Source organism: Mucilaginibacter sp. cycad4, assembly GCF_034263275.1.
Classification (GTDB): Bacteria; Bacteroidota; Bacteroidia; order Sphingobacteriales; family Sphingobacteriaceae; genus Mucilaginibacter.
The window spans coordinates 1,995,710-2,017,282 of the sequence record NZ_CP139559.1; the positions used below are offsets into that span (position 1 = coordinate 1,995,710).

Consider the following 21,573-nt stretch of genomic DNA (forward strand, 5'->3'; position numbering starts at 1 on the left):
CAATTGATCGAATTACACGAATGTCAAATTTGCCCAGTTTTCTAATTCGTGTAATTCGATTAATTCGGAAAAATTAATGTGAAAATTTTTCATTCATCGTTTTCTAATTTGTATACATGTTTCAAAAGCCATTTCTCCAGCCACCGCTTATGGTTTTAACTCAATAAATAACAGTTTGAACCAAAAAAATGAACATCTGCACAAAGCCAATCATTATTTAAACCTGTCATTTGTACAGTAAACCAATTGCTTTTTTCCTTTCATGATGATGTTGTGTGTGGCCGCTGATTTTTGCAGCAATTAATTCCGCACGCTTAAATCGCTGTCGCATGCATCAGTATTGGGAGTAAGAAGCCTGTTTTAAACCAATTAAAAAATCAAATATGCAAAACTCTACTTTTCAATTTTGGAGAAGATTATGCCTGCTGGTGTTTGCACTGGCTATGCTTTCAGTCTCCGGTGTTTATGCCCAGCAAACCGTAACGGGTACGGTTACCTCAAAGGAAGACGGTACAACGCTGCCCGGCATTGCTGTCAGTATCAAAGGTACATCGCAGGGAACGGCTACCGATGCTGCCGGGAAATTCAGCATTAAAGCAGCCAGCGGTACGGTATTATTGTTCCGTGGTTTGGGTTACGATCTTAAAGAAGTAACCGTAAGCGGCAGTACCTTAAATGTAACCTTAGATACTAAGCAAAACGGCCTTAACGAGGTGGTGGTTATCGGCTATGGTACAACTACCCGCCAAAACATTACCACTGCCGTAACCAAGGTCGATCCTAAAAAGATCCCGCAGGCAGCAAATAGCTCCATTCCGCAGTTGCTGTTTGGCCGGGCTTCGGGCCTGCAGGTATCGCAGGGAAGTTCACAGCCGGGCGGTAATATCAACCTGTCTATCCGTGGCCGTGGTAACCCCCTGTACGTGGTTGATGGGGTGATATTTCCGGGTGATGGCCTTGAACCGGGCAACGGCACCATTGCCGGCGAAACCAATGGTGTAAGCCGTGGCGGCCTGGCCGGTTTAAACCCTGATGATGTGGAATCTATTGAGGTGCTGAAGGACGCCAGCGCAGCCATTTACGGTGTAAATGCCGCAAATGGTGTTATCCTGATCACTACCAAAAAAGGTAAGGCAGGCAGGTTGAACATTACTTACAGCGGCAGCTATTCGTTCGAGAAAAATTATCCATATCTGCAGCCGCTAAAAGCCAACCAGTACGAAACCTTATATAACCAGCTTATTGTTGATCAATACCTGGCAGGCAAACAACAGCAGCCTTACGGACCTAACCCACAATCGGGCTTGCCAACGCCAAAATACAGTGCATCCGATATTGCAGCAGCAGGAAACGGTACCGACTGGCTGGGCCAGATCTTCCGTACCGGCGCTATCAATAACCACCAGGTAAACATCAACGGCGGCAGCGAAAAAGCTACCTACTATTTTTCGGGCGGATATTATAATGAAGACGGTACTTTAAAAGGCGCGGGATTGAATAAATACACCGGTCGCGCTAACCTGTCATTTACCCCGGCTAAATTCTTAACGCTGAATGCAAACTTCACCGGTAATACAAACAGCTATTTAAACTCGTCATCGGGCGGGCAAACAGGCGGTTCGGGAACACAAGGCTTCGGTATCATTCAGGCTGCTTTGGGTTATCCTGCAAATGTAGCTGTACGTGATGCAAGCGGTGCTTATACCCGTTACGGTGTAATTGCCAACCCGGTGTCATTACTGGATGTGCAGGATAATACCAGCTATCATTCATTAAACGCCAATTTATCTGCCGATCTGAAAATTATCCCCGGTGTGTTAGCCGGTCACCTGTTGTTTGGTGATAATTATGAGGCTGCTAACCGCACCTTTTTTGTGCCAAGCACGGTTTTCTATTTCTCACAAAACCTGTCGCGGGCATCCATGAACTATAACAACCGCGAAAACCAGACTTTAGAGGCCACGGTAACCTTTAAAAAAGACATAGCCAAGTTTTTAAATATCGATGCGGTTGCAGGTGTAGGCCAGTATAAAAATACCTACAATGCTTTTGGCAGCCAGGGTGCCGGCGGTGCTGATGTAATTGGTGCAACCAATCTTTCAGCCTCAACTGCCAATATCGGCATCACTTCGGTAAAAACAGCCAGCAAAACGCGCTCATATTTTGCACGTAGCTCGTTCAGCTTTTTGGATAAATACCTGCTAACCCTGTCATACCGTTATGATGGTTACAGCTTGTTTTTCCCTAATACAAAATATGCTTCGTTCCCTTCAGCATCTATGGGCTGGAAGATCACCAACGAGGATTTCATGAAGAATGTAAGCTTTGTGAGCCTGCTTAAACTACGTGCCAGCGCGGGTACAACCGGCAGCACTATCGGCGCGGCAGGTTATGGAGGTTATGCTCCTGATGGTAACACCATCTTTTTCACCAATGGAGCTGTAAACTATGCAACCATAGCCCGTTACGCTATTGATCATCCGGAATTAACCTGGCAAAAAACGGAGAACAAGAACATTGGTTTGGATTTCGGCTTGTTTAAAGACCGGATAACCGGTTCGGTTGATGTATTTAAGGATGATATCACCAACCTTTTACGTACAACAGGCCCAACCGCTCCGCTTTCGTACCTGTCAACCCAGCCGGTTAACGGCGGCCACCAGTACAGGCAGGGTTATGATATTTCGCTGAGCACGCAAAATTTGAAATTACATGACTTTACCTGGAACTCGGCCATAAACGTATCTCATTATACCTACAGGTGGAAAAGCCGCTTTGTGTATGATAATCTGCTTGCCTATCAGGACGTAACTTACCAGGCAGTTAATGACCCGGTAAATGAGATCTATTATTTTAAAACAAAAGGCCTTTTACAGCCCGGCCAAACTGTACCGGCATCGCAGCCAACCGCGGGTGGTGCCAACCTGCCAGGTTCACCAATTTATGTTGATGCCGATGGTGACGGCAAATTAACAGGTGCTGATATCGCCAAACTGAACCCTGATCCTAAGATCAGCATTGGTTTCGGTAACGATTTTCACTACAAGCAATTTGACCTGAGCATTTTCTTTTACGGCCAGTTTGGTGGTAAAGGAACCAATTACAACAATGCCTGGGGCGATCCTAACAGCATCGTATCAAGTACCCAGAGCGGTACCGTGCAGGCGCTTAACGTTTGGACATCGGTTAATCAAGGTGGTACAAGGCCGGGCGTAAACTATATTGAAAACGCCACCGGTTTGCCGCAAGGTTCGGACATAAACCTCGTAAGCACCAATTTTGTGCGCTGCCGCAATCTTACGCTGGGGTACACTTTTAACTCGCCCTGGTTAAATAAGTTCACCAAATCGGTACGCGTATTTGCCGATGCGCAAAACCTGTTCATCATTACCAAATACAAAGGTGTTGACCCGGAAGTGAGCTATGCCAGTGTTAAAGGCGGCTATGCTCCGTATCCAATGTTCAGGACGTTCTCATTTGGCTTAAGGGCCGGTTTTTAATCTTAAAACAGCAATCAACATGAAAAAAATTATAACCATATGCTTAATGGCTGCTGCTGTAACGGTAAGCAGTTGTAAAAAAGGGTTGGAGCCGCAAATTTATGGCTCATTATCGACCACCAACTTTCCTAAAACCGAGACTGACTTTGTAAATTATGTTACCGAGGTTTACAAACCATTTCAGTCGAAATGGGGATATAATGACCCGGCGGGTTATCAGAACGATTGGTTTAGCCCCGAGTACGGCGATATCATGATGTTTGATTACCCTACCGATCAGATGAACGTTTTTACAGGATGGGGAGGTATTTTTACCCAGTTCAGTACTGCCAGTTTTACTTTCCTGGCAAACCAGGGCACGGGCAATAATCATTTTGAAAAGATCAGGTTTGTAACCCGCATCACCCAGATCATTGACGATATCAACAAATCAACCATCAGCGACGCTGCAAAAAAGGAGCTGACTGCAGAAGCCCGCATGTCGCGCGGATGGAATATGTATTACCTGCTGCAATTATATGGCCCGGTGCCGGTGATATTGGATGCATCAAAGATCAATACCTCGGCAGAGACTGACCTGACCCGTCCAACTCGCGAAGCATTTTTAGCATCGATAGTTGGTGACCTTAGTTATGCAGCCGCAAATTTGCCAAAATCACCATCAGATTACGGTCGGTTTAACCAGGCTATAGCGCTTACCGTATTGATGCGTACCTATATGAACGAAAAGGATTTTGTAAATGCCGAAAAAACAGGCAGACAGATCATGACCATGGGGTATTCATTAGTTAATAACTATTCAAGCCTTTTCATGGAAGCTACCGAAAGAAACAACGAAACCATGTGGGCAGTATCATGCGTACCCGACCAGGACGGCAACGAAAACCACGCCAGCTTTAATCCGTGGGCTTTTTATACCTATCCAAAAGATTATCCGGGCAACCGTGTAAAAGATTCATTTGCAGGCGGCGATGCACCGTTATCAACAACCTGGGCATTTTACAATTCGTTTGATGCGGCTGATAAAAGGCGCAACCTGCTGGTGGCAAGCTATACCAACAAAAGTGGTGTGGTACGCAACCAGGCAAACGGTTTATCGGGTCCGGTCATTGCTAAATATCCTGATCTTGGCGGCGCATCATTAAACGCTTACCAGGGTAATGACATTCCTAAAGCACGTTTAGGAGATGTAATGCTGCAGCTTGCCGAAGCCATTAACCAAAACAGCGGGCCCACCGCCGAAGCTGTTGGCCTGGTGAACCAGGTGCGTTTAGCTCATGGCGGCGCTGCTATAGGTAATGTACCTTCATCGGCCACTGCTACCAAACAGGCTTTTGATACCTGGCTGCTAAAAGAAGAAGGTTGGGAAACCTATTTTGAAGGCGAGCGCAAGATGGACCTGGTAAGGCATAGCCAGTGGCAAAGTGCTTTAACATCGGTAGGTAAAACTGCGGGCCCATACCTGTTCCCGGTGCCAACTTATGAAATTACCGCCAGTAAAGGCAAATTGACCCAAACACCAGGTTATTAATTGATTGCTATGAAGATCAGGAATATTGTATTGCCCGGAATGATGCTGTTAACGGTAGCGATAGGATGTAAAAAGGATGGCGGCTCAACCAGCACGAAAAAACCTGATACGGGCGATACTACAAAAACCACCACATCGGCCCTTGTTAAAGGGGCCGATGTAAGCTGGCTTACCCAAATGGAAGCATCGGGCTATAAATTTTATAATGCAGACGGTACGCAGCAGGACCTGATCCGGATCCTGAAGGATAAGGGGATGAACGCCATCAGGCTTCGTGCCTGGGTTAATCCAACCGATGGCTGGTGCAATACCGACGATGTGGTTGCCAAGGCTGTGCGTGCACAAAAACTGGGCATGAAGATCATGATCGATTTTCATTACAGCGACAGTTGGGCCGATCCGGGTAAACAGCCTAAACCCGCTGCATGGCAAAGCCTCAGTTTTACCGATCTCAAAACTGCACTAAGCGACTACACCATAAGCGTAATGAATGCCCTTAAAGCAAAAGGCATTACGCCCGACTGGGCACAGGTTGGCAACGAAACCAATGATGGCATGCTTTGGGAAGACGGCCGCGCTTCAAAAAACATGGCCAATTTTGCGGCGCTGGTTGCTGCAGGCTATGATGCGGTAAAATCAGTAAGCAGTACTACAAAACTAATTGTACACCTGGCAAATGGTTATGACAACAGCCTGTTTCGCTGGATGTTTGATGGCCTTAAAGCCAATGGCGGCAAATGGGATATTATAGGCATGTCCTTATATCCCTCAACAACTAACTGGCAAACTTATAATGCACAATGCATGGTTAACATGAATGATATGTTTACCCGGTACGGTTCTCCGGTAATGATAGTTGAAGTTGGAATGCCCGTAGCCGAAGCAGCAACCTGCAAAGCCTTTTTAACAGATCTGTTAAGCAAGGTTGGTGCAGTGAATGGCGGGCAGGGATTGGGAGTTTTTTATTGGGAACCGGAGGCCTATAACTGGCAAAGTTATGGTCTCGGGGCGTTTGACGCATCGGGCAGGCCAACCGTGGCACTTGATGCATTTAAATAGTTTATGCCATTCAGCACGAAACCAATTTTTTACAAATACCAATAAATCAATTTAATTATGAAAAAAATCATCACGCTGTCATCAGCCGTAATGCTTTGCCTAAGCATGAGCTGCACCAAAGAAGCTAACAAACAAACTGCCGCTACACAAAGCACGGACGCAGGAAAGTTGAAAACCGAAGCCACTTCCACATTTGCCTACGGCTCGGACGTGAGCTGGGTAACGCAGATGGAGGCGTCGGGCAAAAAGTTTTACAACAGCAGCGGCACTCAGCAGGACCTGTTTACCGTTTTAGGTGGTAAAGGTATTAACGCCATCCGTTTACGGGTATGGGTAAATCCCTCATCAACCTATAATTCAACCGCCGATGTGGTGGCTAAAGCCAAAAGGGCCGCGGCGGCAGGCATGAGTATCCTCATTGACTTTCATTACAGCGATACCTGGGCCGATCCGGGTAATCAAACCAAACCTGTTGCATGGGCCAGTCTTGACTTTACCAGTTTAATGAACACCATGTACAATTACACTTACAATACCTTAAATACTCTTAAATCAAACGGGATAACCCCAACATGGGTGCAGGTAGGTAATGAAACCAGCGATGGCATGTTATGGCAGGACGGCCGCGCTTCGGTATCGGCAACAAACTTTAAAAACTTTGCCTGGCTGGTGAACTGCGGTTACAATGCCACCAAAGCCATTTTTCCATCGGCAAAAGTTATTGTGCATGTGGCTAATGGCTTTAACAACACCACCACGCGCTGGATCTTTGACGGCCTTAAATCAAACGGTGCCAGCTGGGATGTTTGCGGGTTTTCGGTATATCCGTCAACCAGCACCTGGTCGACAGTTAACAGCCAGGTATTGGCCAATATGCAGGATATGGTATCCCGTTATGGCAAACAGGTAATGATTTGTGAGGCCGGTATGGATGTATCGGCAGCAACAACCAGCAAAGCCTTTTTAACCGATCTGATAACTAAAACAAAATCGGTATCGGGCGGCCTGGGCGTGTTTTACTGGGAGCCGGAAGCTTATGGCAGCTGGCAGGGTTATACCATGGGCGCGTTTGATAGCAGCGGCAAACCAACCGTTGCCATGGATGCCTTTGTGCATTAAAATTTAATTGGTTGGGTGTATTGAGATATGCCGCTGCCGCTCGGCTCCTGCCGAGTGGCGACTATCAAGCGGCCTCCGGCCGCCGTGATACAAGTAGGCCAGAGGCCTGGGAAATGGCCACTTGCCTGGAGGCGAGCGACGGCGAAACTTTGATTGCAGCAACAAACACACCCAACCAATTTTACTATGTAATTTTGATTATTAACACAATTTATATGAAAACGAAGATCAGTACAAGCAAACTGGTATTAATAGCAATTGGCCTGGTAAGCATCGGGGTACTATCGGCTTATAAGCCTTCGCCGGCAAAAAATGTTCCGGCTAAGTTTAAGCAGATCATGGGGGCCGATATCTCCTTTATCCCACAGCTGGAAGCCGAAGGGCGCAAGTTTTATGATAACGGTGTAAGCAAGGATCCATTCACCATTTTGAAAGATCATGGCTTTAACTATGTAAGGCTGCGCATATTCAATAACCCGCAGGCCGATAGCGGTTACTCGGCAAAAGGCTACTGCGGTTTGGAGGATACCAAAAAGATGGCTTTGCGGATTAAAGAAGCCGGCATGGGCTTTTTACTTGATTTTCATTATAGCGATACCTGGGCCGATCCGGGTAAGCAATACAAGCCTGCTGCCTGGAAAAAACTTAACAACCAGCAATTGCAGGATTCTATCAAAGCATTTACAAAGCTTACCCTGCTGGCTCTTAAAAAGCAGGGCACACTGCCCGATATGGTGCAGGTAGGAAACGAAATTAATCACGGCATTTTATGGCCCGATGGCCGACTGAAAAATCTGGATACCTTAGCAGGTTTCTTAAAAGCAGGCATCAGCGGTGTAAGAGGGGTGAGCGGTAACATCAGGATCATGCTGCACATAGCCTGCGGCGGGCAAAATGCCGAATCAATTTACTTTGTTGATAACATGCTTAAACGCGGGGTAAATTTCGACATCATCGGCGAATCATACTATCCCGAATGGCATGGCACCCCCGATAGTTTAAAAAATAACCTCACCAGCCTCACCGCCCGCTATAAGCAGGATGTGATGGTTGCCGAATATTCACAGCACAAACGCGAGGTAAATGATATAGCCTTTTCATTACCCGGTAATAAAGTTAAAGGCACTTTTATTTGGGAGCCCTTTAGCTGGGGCGAAACCTTTGTTGATAAACAAGGCAATACCAACGGACACATGGCCACCTATGATAGCATCAAAAATCAATACCACATTAGCCAGTAAGCTCCACTAAATGAAGAAAATTATTCTGTTGGCCCTTGCCGCTGCCTGCACGGTTGCAGCCGTGAAAGCGCAAAGCAAAGGCGATAAAAAAATAGCTGTTGCCCTTTTCAATAATGACTGGCAGTTTGTGAAAAACGCAGATACCAGTATTAATGATCAACTTTTTAGCCACACAGGCGCTTCATCATGGCAGCAGGTGAGCCTGCCGCATACTGCCAATATTGAGCCGGTTATTAAAACCGCACAGCAATGGCAGGGCATTTGTTTTTACCGCAAGTTTTTTTCCCTGGATAAAAAAGACGCCGGCAAATACATCGCCATCCGTATAGATGCGGCCATGAACCTGGCTGATGTTTATTTAAATGGTAAACACCTGCAAACACATATTGGCGGTTACCTGCCTGTTTATATCAATATCAGCAATAAGGCTTTGTATGGCAAAGAAAATTGCCTTGTCATCCGGCTCAATAACCAGGACAACCCGGTGATTCCGCCGGGCAAGCCCATTAAAGACCTTGACTTTAACTTTTATAGCGGCATTTACCGCAATGCCTGGCTTATCAAAAAAAATAAGGTTTATATAACCGATGCCGTTAGCGCCGGACAGGTGAACGGTGGCGGGGTACTGCTGCATTATGATAACATCTCATCAAAAAGCGCACGCCTGAATATTAAGGTCCAGGTGCGAAATGATTATGCTGCAAAGAAAGCTGTTAAATTAAAAGCTACACTCTATGATGCTTCCGGGAAATCTGTTGCTGCGGTTAGCATGCCTGCTGCTGTTATCAAGCCAAACAACAACAATACTTTTGAGCAAAGCCTTACGGTGGCAAATCCAGAGTTATGGTCGCCTGCACACCCCCAATTGTATAAAGTGGTGGTAAGTGTTGAAAGTAATGGTATGCTGGCTGATTCGGTATCGATAAAAACCGGGATCAGGCAAATCAGCTTTAAAGCCGACGGTTTTTACCTTAATGGCAGCAAATATGTATTACGCGGCACCAACCGCCACCAGGAATACCCTTATATAGGTTATGCCATGAGCGATAATGCCCAATATCGCGATGCCTATAAAATAAAACAGGCGGGCTTTGATTTTGTGCGCTGCTCGCATTATCCGCCATCACCTGCGTTTTTAAATGCCTGCGATGAGCTGGGTGTTTTTGTGATGGATTCCACCCCCGGCTGGCAATTTTTTGGCGATGAAACTTTTCAGAAGAACAGTTTACAGGCTATTACCGATATGCTGCACCGCGACAGGAACCATCCTTCCATTATCCTGTGGGAAGCCTCGCTTAATGAAACCGAAATGAAGCGCGATTATATGGAAAAGGCGCAGGCCATTGTTCATCAGGAATTGCCTTATGCCGATACCTATACCTGTGGCTGGATGAATGCGGTTTATGATGTATTTATCCCCGCCCGCCAGCACGCCAAAGCGCCTGATTACTGGAAAAAGTTTAACCAAAAACCTATCCTGATAGCCGAATATGGCGATTGGGAATATTACGCCCAGAACGCGGGTTTTAACCAAACCCAGTATAAAGACCTTACCGACGAAGAAAAAACATCGCGTCAGCTACGCGGTAATGGCGAAAAGCGAATGTTGCAGCAAGCGATAAATTTCCAGGAATCGCATAACGATAACCTTAACGGGAACATTGCCGGCGATGCCAACTGGCTCATGTTTGATTATAAACGAGGTTATGCACCCGATATTGAATCATCGGGGATTATGGATATTTTCAGGCTGCCTAAGTTTGCTTATTACTTTTACCAAAGTCAAAGGGATGTTGCCGAAAGCAAGCCAATGTTATTCATCGCTAATTACTGGAATAGCCAGTCGACCAATGGTATAAAGATCTACAGCAATTGTGATGAAGTGGAGCTGCTGCTGAACGGAAGGTTGATAGGTAAGCAAAAACCAGATACGGGCGTCATGAGCAATAATCTTAAACATGCGCCATTTACATTTAATGTAGCTTATGAGCCTGGTGCATTAACCGCAAAAGGTTATATCGACGGGCAACCCGTAATTACCACCGAACGAAAGACACCCGGAAAGCCTGCACAGATTAAATTATCGGTTGATTACAGTGGCAAGCCACTTGTTGCAGGCAAAAACGATGTGGCGTTTGTTTATGCTTCAGTAACTGACGAAAACGGTACTGAGGTTCCAACTGCAACCAATTTGATCAGGCTAAACATAAGCGGTAGCGGGAATGTGATTGGAGAAAAAGAAATGAAAGCTGAAGCCGGGATTGCTGCATTTCTGATAAAGGGCCTGGAACCAGGTAAAATCCTTCTTTCTGCTTCAGGAGAAGGCTTGAACACAGCCACGCAGGACGTAACGATTAAATAAGCAAAATTCAGAATCTGCAAAACGTTCTTTTCAGACTGCAAAACGCAACTAAATAAGGTTTAAAATAGATGGCACTGACACTGTTTGATTTTTAAATTTTGGATAGTGGGCCCAATGAGCCGTAAAAACGCCTCTAAATTCTGAAAATTTCCCGGTTAGCTACCAAAGCCCGATCCACGCCAGTATCGGGCTTTGGTGTTATATAACATTTAATACACCAAATCCTTTATATTTTAAATCACTTAAAAGCTGGTGGTACCGTCAATAGCAGGGCGGTTTTGCCTTTTCTTAATGATTATCATCTGACGGCGGCGGCGGTGGCGGCTCTTCAATCGTTGTATCACCAGGCAGTGGTGGCGGCGGTGGCGGCTCTTCTTCAAGTGTTGCCTCATTAGGTGGTGGCGGCGGTGGCGGCTCTTCTTCCAACGTTGCCTCATTAGGAGGTGGTGGTATAATGCGGTCTGCCAACTCATCTGCTTCCTTTTTTTTCTCTTCCGCTCTCCTTGCCCTTATATCTGCTACTATTTGTTCCATCGACTTACTAAGGTCAGCTCTCTGTAGGTCGTCCGCTCTCTTTTTCTCTTCCTTTCTCTGTTCGTTAGCTTTTTTTTCTTCCCGTGCTCCCGGCGCCTCATTATATCTGTTGTGGCTTTCGGCAAGAATTTTTTCAAGACCAGCCTCTTTACTTTCAATAATATCAAGAAAAGGTGTCGGTTTTGATTTTATTCCCTTTCTTTTCCATCTTTTTTTATATTTCCTGTTATAATGTCTATTTTCTTCATCTTCCTTAACAAGCTTCTTTATCAAGGGATAACTTTCTTTTAAGTAATTATATAATTCCTTAAATTGATCGGGACGGAATTCTTTTGAAATAATATGTGCTCTGATTTCAGTTTTAAAATAAAGAAGTCCTGCTCTGCGTCTTATTTCTTTGTTTGCTAATTTACCGTCAGCATCATCAATTTCGTTCATGGTACCGTCCACAATATGTTGCAACTCGTGAATAAGGGTAGTTAAGACATCTTCTTTGGTTGACGACTCAGCATTTACAACTGCTATAGCATCGCCTCTTCTAAATCCTTGCATTGTACCGGCTTCTATAGTTCTGTTTCCTTCATCCATGATATTCTCAATCGCAAGAGGTGTGCCCAGGTAGAAGAAAAGGCTCGGAATAGCAGGGAAATATTTTCGCCCAATTTTGTTCAGCGCATATACTTTAACATTCCTGTCTCTTATATATCGGGCAGTATTTGCTTCAACGCTGCCATCTGCATTATTAGCGGCCAACACAAGTGAGCTGTCAATCATTGAAATGGCTTTTTGATGTTTTATCAAATTAAGATAAAAAACATTCAATTCCATTAGATTCTTTACATCTTCCTCATCATAACCATCTTCAGCGTAATCGACGAATTTTTTTAACGCTTTTATGGCTTTTACCCTGGTTATATCTTTGAAATCAGGATTGAATTTTCGCCCCAAAATACAAATGTCATCTATAGAGATTTTTTTCATCTGCATGATAGGCCCGGCAGATTGACTTTTATTAGTATGGTATATTTCCTTAGCCGGCACATCCTTCTTAAATTGAATGGCCGCCATCGCCATTACGTCAGCCTCCCGCTCCAGTTCCTTCTCATCATTTACCGCAAGGCCGCCTTTCATTTGTAAGGTGGGCCACACCCGGCCCTGCATTTGCTGCACTACATGCCAGGCCTCGTGCGGTAAATGTTTTTCCTGCCCGGGCGCAATGTGTATATCGGTTCCGCGGGCATATGCATAAGAATTTAGCTGGGCTGGTTGCGACGAATTATAATACACCTTTACATCATCCATGGCATAACCCGAAAGTTGCTCCAAACCTTGTTTTAAATTTTCGGGCAGGCCTGTATTATTGGCTTGCTTTTGTACCGGCTCAAATTTTTGCTGTGCAGGTTCCTGTAATATATTTTCCTTCTGTTGCAGTATTGTGTTAGCCCTGTTATTATGCGCCGCGGGCTGACAGGCCTTCCGTTGATTCATCAGAGTGGTATTATCTGCCATTTCCTGGTAAGCTTTCAATTGCTGTACACGCGGGCTGTTATTTATGACATCCTGCAAGTTTTTTTGCGCCATAGCTTCCGGTCTGTTGTCAACCAAATTAAAAGCCGCGCAATCGCTGTTTTGTTTTTGAACAGTTACCTTACCGGCTGACGGGCCTCTGTTTTGTTGGATTTTGCCGGCGTTTGTACTCATAGTAAGACAATTTATTTAATATTTACAATATACGAAAATATCGAGTTAAATGGCTATTCATTGGATTTAACGTCTCCAAGAAAGCAGGCAATGAACATATGATCATGGCCTGCCGGTAAGCATAGGCTATCGGCAGTATAATAAACCGCTTATAAAACGATATGTTGCCGTTTTTTTGAGTTATTTCCCGAGCAGCCGCACTGGCTCGTCTCCTGCAAGTACAACGTCGCACAGCTCAACCAATATGGCTTATTATGCAGATGATGGTGATAATTATATATTTTTTAAAAAAAGCCTTTTTATTATAATTATCTTCTATATTTAGAACTTATACCAAAAACCAAATTTTCTACATTAACCTAATTCCGGTAAGATGATCAACGATGTGCTGGTTGTGCTCAAAGACAAGCTTAACGATTATTGCAGGCTGACAACCAGCTCGCCTGAAGACAAGGTTATGTTCCCTGACGGTGCTAATTTAGATCCCGACCAGTTTCCTGTAAATTCTGTCACACCTATTCTGGTTAATTTTGAGGAGGAGAAAAATATGCGTGCCGCAAACCGATTTGAGGGCACAGTAAATAAAGGTATCAAAACAGGAGGGAACCCCGCTATCCAGCTTAATCTGATGGTGTTGTTTGTCGTTCGTTTTTCCGACTATGAACAAACCATGAAATTCTTATCATTGGTTATCAGGTTTTTTCAGCGTAATAATGTACACGATCATCACAATACACCGAATTTAAGCCCCGGCATTGATAAGTTAAGAATGGAATTGATAACATTACCTTTTAACGAACGGAACGAATTATGGAGTTCGCTAAAAGCACCTTACCAGCCTTCGGCATTATACAAAGTAAGCCTGTTGGTGTTTGAAGATGATCAATCCATGGAAGTTTCAGGGAGTGTTCGCGGAATTCAGACTAATTTCGTTTCTCAATAATGGTATTTGACAAAAAACTTAGCATCAATATTCAGCACGACTACTTCGACAAGGGGCAGGCCCCCGGAATTAGTATCAGCCCAACGCCGCAATGCGGGCGGCTGCTGAAAAAATTCAAACTACTGACAAAATATGGAATAGAATTTATAATTTTTTCGGCCGGGGAAGAAAATGATGCCTCAAGTCAGATCAAACCGGCAGCCAGTCAATTTTTTGATTTTCTTATTTCAGCAACTGATAATCAATTTTCAACCTATACCCGGCTGATTCCCAAAAAGGATGACGAAATTTATTTGTTCATTAATCAAAAGGATAAACCCGATTTAAAATTAACCGTTGTTTCTAAATCACAGTTTAATCTCCAAAACAGCCCTCAGGTATTTGGCGTGATGAGGCTTACTTTTAATTCACCATCGCCTGTTTCTGTCACCTTAAAATTCGAAGCTCCGATTGTAAAGTGGAAATTTTACGTGCTTACTAATACTAATCTTCCCCATCCGGTTATCGATAGCAGCTTACCCGGGGTAGCATTCATTAAGCAAAATTCAGATAGTCAAACAAACGATTCGATAGCCGGCGCATTGGCGGCCGGTTTTCCGGCCGCAATTATTTCGGTATTTGAATCAGATAAAGAGATTGTCTTAAGCCGCACCGGCAAAAAAAACATCCGTTTAAGAAACTCATTCAATAATGTGATCGTCATGAACCATTTACCCAACCCTAATGCTCAAGAAAACGGTATTAAAATTATTAACCTATTCAATTAAATATTAACCTTTTGTTTTACCTTTAACATTAGTTAAACCTTTTCCAATTATGCCAGTTTCCAATTATGCTACGCCCGGTGTTTATATTGATGAAATTTCAACGCTCCCACCATCCATTGTACAAGGATCAACAGCTATACCCGCCTTTTTGGGCTATACCAAGGTTGTACCTAAAAATAGTGACACAGACGACATAGTTCCAATACGGATCAGTAGTATGTTGGAATACAAACAGATTTTTGGCGGTCCGGATCAAACCAGGTTTAATGTAACCATTAAAGACAACGCCGAAAAGCCGGTGGCGACAGTTGTTGAGCCACGCCACAAATTGTATTATGCACTCGACCTGTTTTTTAAAAACGGCGGGAGCTTTTGCTATATCCTGTCACTGGGTTCTCACACCGCAGAAAAGGAAAAAATACGATTTGAAGACGGGATTAAGGCCCTTGCGAAAGAGGAGGAGCCAACACTTATTGTACTCTCTGAAGCCTGTTCGCTGGGTACTGTTGATTATTATAGTTTATGCAGTACTGCTTTAGATCATTGTAAGAAATTTAAAAACAGGTTTTGTATTATAGACGTATTAAAAAAAGTGGATGGGGGAGAAGCTGCTGATGTTGTATTCAGAAGTGCCATTGGTGCCAATAATCTAAAATCCGGCGCGGCCTACTATCCTTTTCTTAAAACTTCGTTAAGTTACGTGGTAGAGGATACTGATGTAACAGTTATTGACACACGCACTGCCATCCCGCTAACTGACGCAGTAATTGCTGCGAACAAAAAGTTAGATCTCGCCGAAAAAGCAAAGAACGATGCGGAAGCAGCAGTAACAATAGCAGAGAAAGCAGAAAAAGAGGCAAAAACTAAAACAGCACAAGCGATAACCAAAGAGCAAGCAGCGATAGAAAGTTTAAATGCCGCAACTGCTTCGGAAGCAACCGCGAAACAAAAAGCAGCAGCTGCGTCAGACGACGAAAAAGAAGCGTTAAATGAATTGGCAAAAACTGCAACTGTAAAAAAGGACGCTGCCGCTGCTGCAGCGAAAAAAGCAACTGCAGAAAAGCAGGCTGCGCTTGATGTTTCATCAAAATTAGAAAAAGCCACTATTGACCAGACAGTGATCAGCAATAGCGCGACAGCCGTTTGGAACACAGCTATGCAGGTGCGGGAACAACTGGTTAATAAAGAAACTAACCTGGATTCTTTTAAAGCCAGGGATAGCGCTTTATACAGTAAGATTAAACTCGAATTAAATGATCTTAAATTTAGGGTCGAACTTCCCCCATCGCCTGCTATAGCCGGGGTATATGCTACAGTGGACAACGAACGTGGCGTTTGGAAGGCCCCCGCCAATGTCAGTTTAAATGCAGTGATAGGCCCGCTCGAAAAGATCACGGCAGAGGCCCAGCAGGATTTAAATGTAGACACGACAAGTGGCAAGTCTATCAACGCTATACGCTCGTTTACAGGTAGGGGCACCATAGTATGGGGTGCACGAACGCTTGCCGGTAACGATAATGAGTGGCGGTATGTTTCGGTACGCAGGCTGTTTAACATGATAGAAGATTCGGCGGCGAAAGCAACTTTTTTCGCGGTTTTTGAACCAAATGATTCCGGTACTTGGCTAAAAGTCAAAAGTATGATAGAGAGTTTTCTATATAACCTGTGGCAACAGGGCGCCTTGGCCGGTTCAACACCCAAATCATCGTACTTTGTAAATGTAGGCCTGGGTTCAACAATGTCTACACAGGATATACTTGAAGGAAGAATGATAATTGATATTGGTATTGCAGCGGTAAGGCCGGCCGAGTTTATCGTCCTTAGGTTTTCGCATAAACTTCAGGAAGCATAACTAACTCAAATATTTTAACCAATACAATATAGCAATCATGGCTTTATCTCAAGATCAAATCAAAACAGACTATCCGCTTCCGGTATATAACTACAGAGTAGATATTGGTGCCGACACCATTGCCTTCTCCGAAGTATCAGGACTTGAACTTTCTTTCGAAACTATAACCTATAAAGAGAGCCAGGTTGGTTCGGGCATTGCCGGCCCCAACGTTATGCTAATGCCCGGTACCAGAAAACCGCTTAATATTACCCTTAAAAAAGGTTATGTAAAAGGCAAAAGTATGCAGGCGTTATACCACTGGGTTAATGCAACACAGCTGAACCGTACCGAAAAAAAGGATGTAACCGTTCACCTTTGTGATGAAAAAGGTGAGTCGGTAGTGCGCTGGAAAGTGATCAACGCATTCCCGGTCAAGTTGTCGGCTCCAAGTTTCAACGCAAACTCTAATGAAGTGGCTATCGAATCGATGGAATTGATGGCAAGCAGCCTGGAAATGAGTGAAAACTAATGCACATTGAGTTACCTGCTACTATGATTTCCATAAAAACCGGCTATTTGCTACCGGCCTATAATTATAAGGTTTCGATAGGTACGCGAACCATGTCATTTTCGGAAGTATCCGGACTTAATATCAGTTACGAAAAGGTGGTGTATAAGGATGGTATGAGCCACTTAACCGGGCCAACTATTATTCGTGCGCAAAAAAACCAGGCAACTATCAGTCTTAAAAGGGGCATGACATCCCATAGGAAAGAGCTAAATATGTGGCTACAGGAAAAATCATTAAAAGACATATTTATTGACCTTTGCGATGAAATGGGAATACCGGTTATTCGATGGAAATTGATAAGTGCAATGCCCTTAAAAATAGATGCGCCCTCGTTCAGCGCCTCCAGCAATGAATTGGCAATAGAGCACATGGAGCTTATTGTTCGCGACCTCAATATCGAATATTTATAAACTGATGAAGCTAAAGGATCCTGATCTTATTTTAAGTTACCGGTTTGGGGTTTTCTTTTTCGAAGGTGGCGTTCAACCCAACATGGTGGACATCCGCTTTCAAAAAGTCTCCGGGCTTCGGGCCGACATGACTATGGGAAGTATAACCGAGGGGGGGGAGAATTTATACACACACCGCATTCCGAAACGTGCCGATTATGGTAACCTGATCCTGGAGAGGGGAATTGTTATCAAATCTTCTGTGCAAACATCTTTTAATGATGTGTTTACTTTCTTTAAGTTTTCGCCCGCCAGCGTATTGGTTACTGTGTATAATGATCAAAATAAACCAGCTACCGGCTGGCTGTTTCATAAAGCGTTCCCTGTTAAATGGTCATTTGGCGACCTGGACGCCAATGCAAGCAGCGTAATCATAGAAACTATGGAGCTTGCATATACGATGTTTCAAAATGTTGAAGTATAAAATATGGCTGTTGAAATTAGAGAGCTGGTAATAAGGGCCACCATCATTCGGGACGAGGGGGAGATGACACCCGCGCCTGCAATAAGTGCAACGGAGCATGCCCTTTTGGTTGAAGAGTGCGTAAAAGAAGTGATCAGGATTATTGAAAATAACAAAAAAAGATAGCAATGGCCTCGATCAGTCTTAATAAACTTGAGAAATTAAAGATAAAAGTTTATCGTACCATTGAAAGAAGTGGTGTGCCTGTAGATACGTTTGATGTGATGTTCAATCCCGAGTCGTATGCATTGAAATATGAAAATGTATATAGTCAGGCACAGGGCATTAACACCAGTGGGAAAAGTGCTAAGTACGCTTTAAGCAAGCCATCCGATTTGGGTTTTAAGTTGATTATTGACGGTACAGGCGTATCTGATTATGTAGCATCTGCACCCAATGCCAATCTTGATGTTTCAAAAAAAGTTAATAAATTTTTAGAGTTAGCAGCGTACATGGATGGAAATATCCACGAGCCCAAATTTTTAAAAATAGAATGGGGCACTCTTATTTTTAAGTGCCGGTTAAAAAGCGTTAACATTAGCTATACGTTATTTGATAAAGCCGGTAAACCATTGCGTGCTGAATTGGATACTACTTTTATAAGTGATCTGAAAGACAGTGAGCGGGTTAAATCTGAAAATAAAACCTCGCCCGATCTTACGCACAAAAGAGTGGTAAAAGCGCATGATACTTTGCCATTACTGTGCAAAGAGATTTATGGCACCGGGAATTGTTATATACAAGTTGCAAGGGCCAACAAGCTCGATAATTTCCGGAGCCTTCAGCCAGGGCAAGAGCTCTTTTTTCCGCCCGTTAAAAAATAAATATGAGTTCGGCAACATTTTCTGTAAAAAGCGAAGGCGAAATAATGCCGGTTTATTATCAACTGGTAAATATTGATATTGTGAATGATGTTAACCGCATTGCTTATGCGGAACTGACTTTATTAGATGGCGACTTTGCTAAACAGGCATTTATCATCAGCGATACCAGTTTTTTTAACCCGGGTAAGCCCATCGAAATTAAATTATGGTATGCCGATCAACCTGCCGGGGAAAAAGTAGTTTTCGAGGGGATTGTTATAAAACATTCGCTAAAAAAATCAGGATCAAGTGGCGTACTAAGCGTGGAGATTAGTGACCGCGCTGTTAAAATGACCAGCAAAAGAAAAAGTTATGTATTTAACGATATAACAGATCAGGACGTGATCAGTAAACTGATCAAAGACTGCGGGCTATCAGTAGGCAGCGTTGATGCCACCAGCACATCGCATCGTCAAATAGTCCAATACAATACAACTAATTGGGATATGATGCTAAGTCGGGCAGAAGTTAACGGTTTGCTGGTTAAAACAACAAACGGTGTTATTTCGGCGCAACGGCCGGATTTAGATGCCGCGGCTAAATACGCTGTTGAGATTGGCAAAGACGAGGTATTTGATTTCGAATTGCAAATGGACAGCCGAAACCAATACGCTTCCATAAAAAGCAGAACCTGGGACGCCTCGGCCAATCAAATGACCGAAACATCGAATGCGTCGGATGTGGTGTTAAAGCAAGGCAATTTAAGCGCATCAATTGTTGCGTCGGCAATGGGTGGTATCGACAATGACCTGATAGCTACCATACCCGCGTCTCCCGGCGAAGCAAAGGCATGGGCAGATGCGTGGATGGTAAAAACAAGGCTTTCTATGCTAAAGGGCAGTTTCAGGATAGATGGGTCGACAGCAGTTAAAATCGGCGATATCTTTGAATTAAAAGGGGCTGGCGCAAAATTTTCCGGGGAAAACCTGGTTACAGGTGTAAGGCACCGGTTTAACCCCCAAGGCTGGTTCACAACGATTCAGTTCGGTCTTTCGGCTGATTGGTTTTCGTCTGTGGTTCATACTTCCGATTCAAAAGCTGCCGGGCTTTTGCCCGGAGTAAACGGTCTTCAAATAGGTATTGTTCAGGCATTTGAAGCTGATCCGGAAGAACAGTTCAGAGTAAAAGTTGAAATACCGGCAGTAGATGGCGAACGCAAAACGGTTTGGGCAAGGTTAGCTGCGTTAGACGGGGGGGTAAACCACGGATCTGTTTTTTGGCCCGATGCAAATGATGAAGTATTACTGGGTTTCATTAATGACGATCCGCGTCACCCTGTAATTTTAGGATCGTTGTACGGCAAAAAAAACACGCCACCAATAAGCCCCGTTGAAAAAAATCCTGAAAAGGGCTTTGCTACACGCTCAGGAATGAAAGTGCTGTTCGACGATGAGAAGAAAACATTGAGTATTCTCACATCTGAGAATAACAAAGTATTGATTGATGAGGAGAATAAGTTTATTGAACTAAAAGACATTACCGGCAATATTGTAAAATTAAGCGATAACGGAATTACACTGCAAAGCGATAAAAATATTACAGTAAGCGCGGCCGGCAATATTGCCATCGAAGGTAAAAATGTAAAAATAAAAGGATCGGCAATTGACATGATTTAAACGACAGATATCTTCAGCCTGGTTAAAGGATGAGATAAATATTATCCATTAATGAAGTAGCCGTTTACAGATAATTAATAATACACCATTGCAAAATAAAATTACTATTGCCTGAAAACGAAAAGCAGATGATAAAGAATGATACAATAAGCGTATGGAAAATAATGAAGCGTTTTTAGGCAGGGGCTGGGGTTTCCCTCCTGAATTCTTCTCGGCAGGCGCCGGTGTCGGCATGGTTTCCGGAGAAGCAGATATTCAGCAAAGCCTTTGTATTTTATTGGGTACGTCATTGATGGAGCGGGTAATGTTTCCGGATTATGGCTGCGATATTTCTAATTATATTTTTGAGGAAATGGGGCAGGCGCTCATCAATGCGTTAGAGGGAAGCATATCAGACGCGATATTGAATAATGAACCCCGGGTAAAAACAGAAGGGGTGCGGGTAAGCGTTGATAATAATGACCCCGGGAAATTATTAATAGCTATTGAGTATACCATACGGGCTACCAATAACCGCTATAATATGGTTTACCCGTTTTATATCAACGAAGCCACAATATGAAGAATTTAAAATTGCTTAACTTTTATGATTGATATCATCATCACCGATGGGGATAATGCCTTATTTATGCCCGTATTTGGAACTGCTGTAGTTGCAGTGCGGCCTGGCAAAATCATGGCTTCGGGGAAAACTACCGTTAATGGCAAAAAAGTATGTCTGGCCGGCGACGAAAAAAAGGTGGAGGTGCCGGGTTGCGTATATGTTACCCCACAGTTTGTTATACCGGGAACGGGAACATTGAAAATTGCCGCCCTGGATGCCAGTCAGTTGTCTAAGATAGCAAAGGATTCAGGCAAGTATATTATATTGAAAGGAAGTGTATTTACGGCAAAATTTGAGGTGCAAAGCCCGGCCAAAGATTTGGCGGTACCGCCAAAACCGGATCCATTGAGCCAATACTCGGGTTCCGGAAATTTTATAAGTACCAATATTAAAGTTAAGGCTGAATAGCCAGCGGT

General features: G+C 43.8%; 18 protein-coding genes. 17 read left to right on the forward strand and 1 reads right to left on the reverse strand.

The window, feature by feature from the left end:
* Positions 1-383 precede the first annotated feature (383 nt).
* From SNE26_RS08110 to SNE26_RS08135, 6 genes are all read left to right on the forward strand, one after another.
* On the forward strand, positions 384-3,500 hold the full coding sequence (locus tag SNE26_RS08110; RefSeq protein WP_321558853.1) for a SusC/RagA family TonB-linked outer membrane protein: 3,117 nt from the start codon (positions 384-386) through the stop codon (positions 3,498-3,500).
* A 19-nt stretch (positions 3,501-3,519) separates the two neighbouring features.
* A complete protein-coding gene (locus SNE26_RS08115) occupies positions 3,520-5,031 on the forward strand; it encodes a RagB/SusD family nutrient uptake outer membrane protein (protein ID WP_321558854.1) in 1,512 nt (503 codons plus the stop codon).
* Between the two features lie 9 nt (positions 5,032-5,040).
* Complete coding sequence (locus SNE26_RS08120) at positions 5,041-6,090, forward strand: glycosyl hydrolase 53 family protein (protein WP_321558855.1); 1,050 nt, start codon at positions 5,041-5,043, stop codon at positions 6,088-6,090.
* Positions 6,091-6,147: 57 nt separating this feature from the next.
* Positions 6,148-7,209 carry a glycosyl hydrolase 53 family protein gene (locus tag SNE26_RS08125; RefSeq protein ID WP_321558856.1) on the forward strand — a complete coding sequence of 354 codons (1,062 nt, stop codon included), beginning with the start codon at positions 6,148-6,150 and terminating at the stop codon, positions 7,207-7,209.
* 215 nt (positions 7,210-7,424) lie between these two features.
* Entirely contained in the window at positions 7,425-8,450 is a 1,026-nt protein-coding gene (locus tag SNE26_RS08130; RefSeq protein ID WP_321558857.1) for a glycosyl hydrolase 53 family protein, read from the forward strand.
* 10 nt (positions 8,451-8,460) lie between these two features.
* On the forward strand, positions 8,461-10,812 hold the full coding sequence (locus SNE26_RS08135; protein WP_321558858.1) for a glycoside hydrolase family 2 TIM barrel-domain containing protein: 2,352 nt from the start codon (positions 8,461-8,463) through the stop codon (positions 10,810-10,812).
* A 288-nt stretch (positions 10,813-11,100) separates the two neighbouring features.
* Here the strand turns inward: SNE26_RS08135 and SNE26_RS08140 are convergent, their stop codons facing one another.
* Positions 11,101-12,927, reverse strand: a complete 1,827-nt coding sequence (locus SNE26_RS08140; protein ID WP_321558859.1) for a DUF4157 domain-containing protein — start codon at positions 12,925-12,927, stop codon at positions 11,101-11,103.
* A 493-nt stretch (positions 12,928-13,420) separates the two neighbouring features.
* On the opposite strand from SNE26_RS08140, the gene SNE26_RS08145 reads away from it, so the two are divergent.
* The 11 genes from SNE26_RS08145 to SNE26_RS08195 all read left to right on the forward strand — a co-directional run bounded on the left by SNE26_RS08145 (position 13,421) and on the right by SNE26_RS08195 (position 21,565).
* Positions 13,421-13,990 carry a DUF4255 domain-containing protein gene (locus tag SNE26_RS08145; RefSeq protein ID WP_321558860.1) on the forward strand — a complete coding sequence of 190 codons (570 nt, stop codon included), beginning with the start codon at positions 13,421-13,423 and terminating at the stop codon, positions 13,988-13,990.
* The gene (locus tag SNE26_RS08150) at positions 13,990-14,757 is read left to right on the forward strand and encodes a hypothetical protein (RefSeq protein WP_321558861.1); all 768 of its coding nucleotides are present in this window, start codon (positions 13,990-13,992) and stop codon (positions 14,755-14,757) included. The genes SNE26_RS08145 and SNE26_RS08150 overlap by 1 nt, the downstream gene beginning before the upstream one ends.
* 49 nt (positions 14,758-14,806) lie before the next feature.
* A complete protein-coding gene (locus SNE26_RS08155; protein WP_321558862.1) occupies positions 14,807-16,609 on the forward strand; it encodes a phage tail sheath C-terminal domain-containing protein in 1,803 nt (600 codons plus the stop codon).
* Positions 16,610-16,646: 37 nt separating this feature from the next.
* Positions 16,647-17,120: a phage tail protein gene (locus SNE26_RS08160; protein ID WP_321558863.1), complete on the forward strand. Its 474-nt coding sequence runs from the start codon at positions 16,647-16,649 to the stop codon at positions 17,118-17,120.
* 23 nt (positions 17,121-17,143) lie between these two features.
* Complete coding sequence (locus SNE26_RS08165) at positions 17,144-17,572, forward strand: phage tail protein (RefSeq protein ID WP_321558864.1); 429 nt, start codon at positions 17,144-17,146, stop codon at positions 17,570-17,572.
* A 4-nt stretch (positions 17,573-17,576) separates the two neighbouring features.
* On the forward strand, positions 17,577-18,035 hold the full coding sequence (locus SNE26_RS08170) for a phage tail protein (RefSeq protein WP_321558865.1): 459 nt from the start codon (positions 17,577-17,579) through the stop codon (positions 18,033-18,035).
* 3 nt (positions 18,036-18,038) lie between these two features.
* On the forward strand, positions 18,039-18,200 hold the full coding sequence (locus tag SNE26_RS08175) for a DUF5908 family protein (RefSeq protein WP_321558866.1): 162 nt from the start codon (positions 18,039-18,041) through the stop codon (positions 18,198-18,200).
* Between the two features lie 2 nt (positions 18,201-18,202).
* The gene (locus SNE26_RS08180; protein WP_321558867.1) at positions 18,203-18,898 is read left to right on the forward strand and encodes a hypothetical protein; all 696 of its coding nucleotides are present in this window, start codon (positions 18,203-18,205) and stop codon (positions 18,896-18,898) included.
* Positions 18,899-18,900: 2 nt separating this feature from the next.
* Positions 18,901-20,553 carry a type VI secretion system tip protein VgrG gene (gene vgrG / locus SNE26_RS08185; RefSeq protein ID WP_321558868.1) on the forward strand — a complete coding sequence of 551 codons (1,653 nt, stop codon included), beginning with the start codon at positions 18,901-18,903 and terminating at the stop codon, positions 20,551-20,553.
* A 154-nt stretch (positions 20,554-20,707) separates the two neighbouring features.
* Positions 20,708-21,115: a GPW/gp25 family protein gene (locus SNE26_RS08190; protein WP_321558869.1), complete on the forward strand. Its 408-nt coding sequence runs from the start codon at positions 20,708-20,710 to the stop codon at positions 21,113-21,115.
* 24 nt (positions 21,116-21,139) lie between these two features.
* Positions 21,140-21,565 carry a hypothetical protein gene (locus tag SNE26_RS08195; RefSeq protein WP_321558870.1) on the forward strand — a complete coding sequence of 142 codons (426 nt, stop codon included), beginning with the start codon at positions 21,140-21,142 and terminating at the stop codon, positions 21,563-21,565.
* Positions 21,566-21,573 lie beyond the last annotated feature (8 nt).

Excerpts from the sequence above, each read along its gene's own strand:
- SNE26_RS08110 (WP_321558853.1), top strand. The coding sequence starts at position 384 with ATGCAAAACTCTACTTTTCAATTTTGGAGAAGATTATGCCTGCTGGTG.
- SNE26_RS08115 (WP_321558854.1), top strand. The coding sequence starts at position 3,520 with ATGAAAAAAATTATAACCATATGCTTAATGGCTGCTGCTGTAACGGTA.
- SNE26_RS08120 (WP_321558855.1), top strand. The coding sequence starts at position 5,041 with ATGAAGATCAGGAATATTGTATTGCCCGGAATGATGCTGTTAACGGTA.
- SNE26_RS08125 (WP_321558856.1), top strand. The coding sequence starts at position 6,148 with ATGAAAAAAATCATCACGCTGTCATCAGCCGTAATGCTTTGCCTAAGC.
- SNE26_RS08130 (WP_321558857.1), top strand. The coding sequence starts at position 7,425 with ATGAAAACGAAGATCAGTACAAGCAAACTGGTATTAATAGCAATTGGC.
- SNE26_RS08135 (WP_321558858.1), top strand. The coding sequence starts at position 8,461 with ATGAAGAAAATTATTCTGTTGGCCCTTGCCGCTGCCTGCACGGTTGCA.
- SNE26_RS08140 (WP_321558859.1), bottom strand. The coding sequence starts at position 12,927 with ATGGCGCAAAAAAACTTGCAGGATGTCATAAATAACAGCCCGCGTGTA.
- SNE26_RS08145 (WP_321558860.1), top strand. The coding sequence starts at position 13,421 with ATGATCAACGATGTGCTGGTTGTGCTCAAAGACAAGCTTAACGATTAT.
- SNE26_RS08150 (WP_321558861.1), top strand. The coding sequence starts at position 13,990 with ATGGTATTTGACAAAAAACTTAGCATCAATATTCAGCACGACTACTTC.
- SNE26_RS08155 (WP_321558862.1), top strand. The coding sequence starts at position 14,807 with ATGCCAGTTTCCAATTATGCTACGCCCGGTGTTTATATTGATGAAATT.
- SNE26_RS08160 (WP_321558863.1), top strand. The coding sequence starts at position 16,647 with ATGGCTTTATCTCAAGATCAAATCAAAACAGACTATCCGCTTCCGGTA.
- SNE26_RS08165 (WP_321558864.1), top strand. The coding sequence starts at position 17,144 with ATGATTTCCATAAAAACCGGCTATTTGCTACCGGCCTATAATTATAAG.
- SNE26_RS08170 (WP_321558865.1), top strand. The coding sequence starts at position 17,577 with ATGAAGCTAAAGGATCCTGATCTTATTTTAAGTTACCGGTTTGGGGTT.
- SNE26_RS08175 (WP_321558866.1), top strand. The coding sequence starts at position 18,039 with ATGGCTGTTGAAATTAGAGAGCTGGTAATAAGGGCCACCATCATTCGG.
- SNE26_RS08180 (WP_321558867.1), top strand. The coding sequence starts at position 18,203 with ATGGCCTCGATCAGTCTTAATAAACTTGAGAAATTAAAGATAAAAGTT.
- vgrG (WP_321558868.1), top strand. The coding sequence starts at position 18,901 with ATGAGTTCGGCAACATTTTCTGTAAAAAGCGAAGGCGAAATAATGCCG.
- SNE26_RS08190 (WP_321558869.1), top strand. The coding sequence starts at position 20,708 with ATGGAAAATAATGAAGCGTTTTTAGGCAGGGGCTGGGGTTTCCCTCCT.
- SNE26_RS08195 (WP_321558870.1), top strand. The coding sequence starts at position 21,140 with ATGATTGATATCATCATCACCGATGGGGATAATGCCTTATTTATGCCC.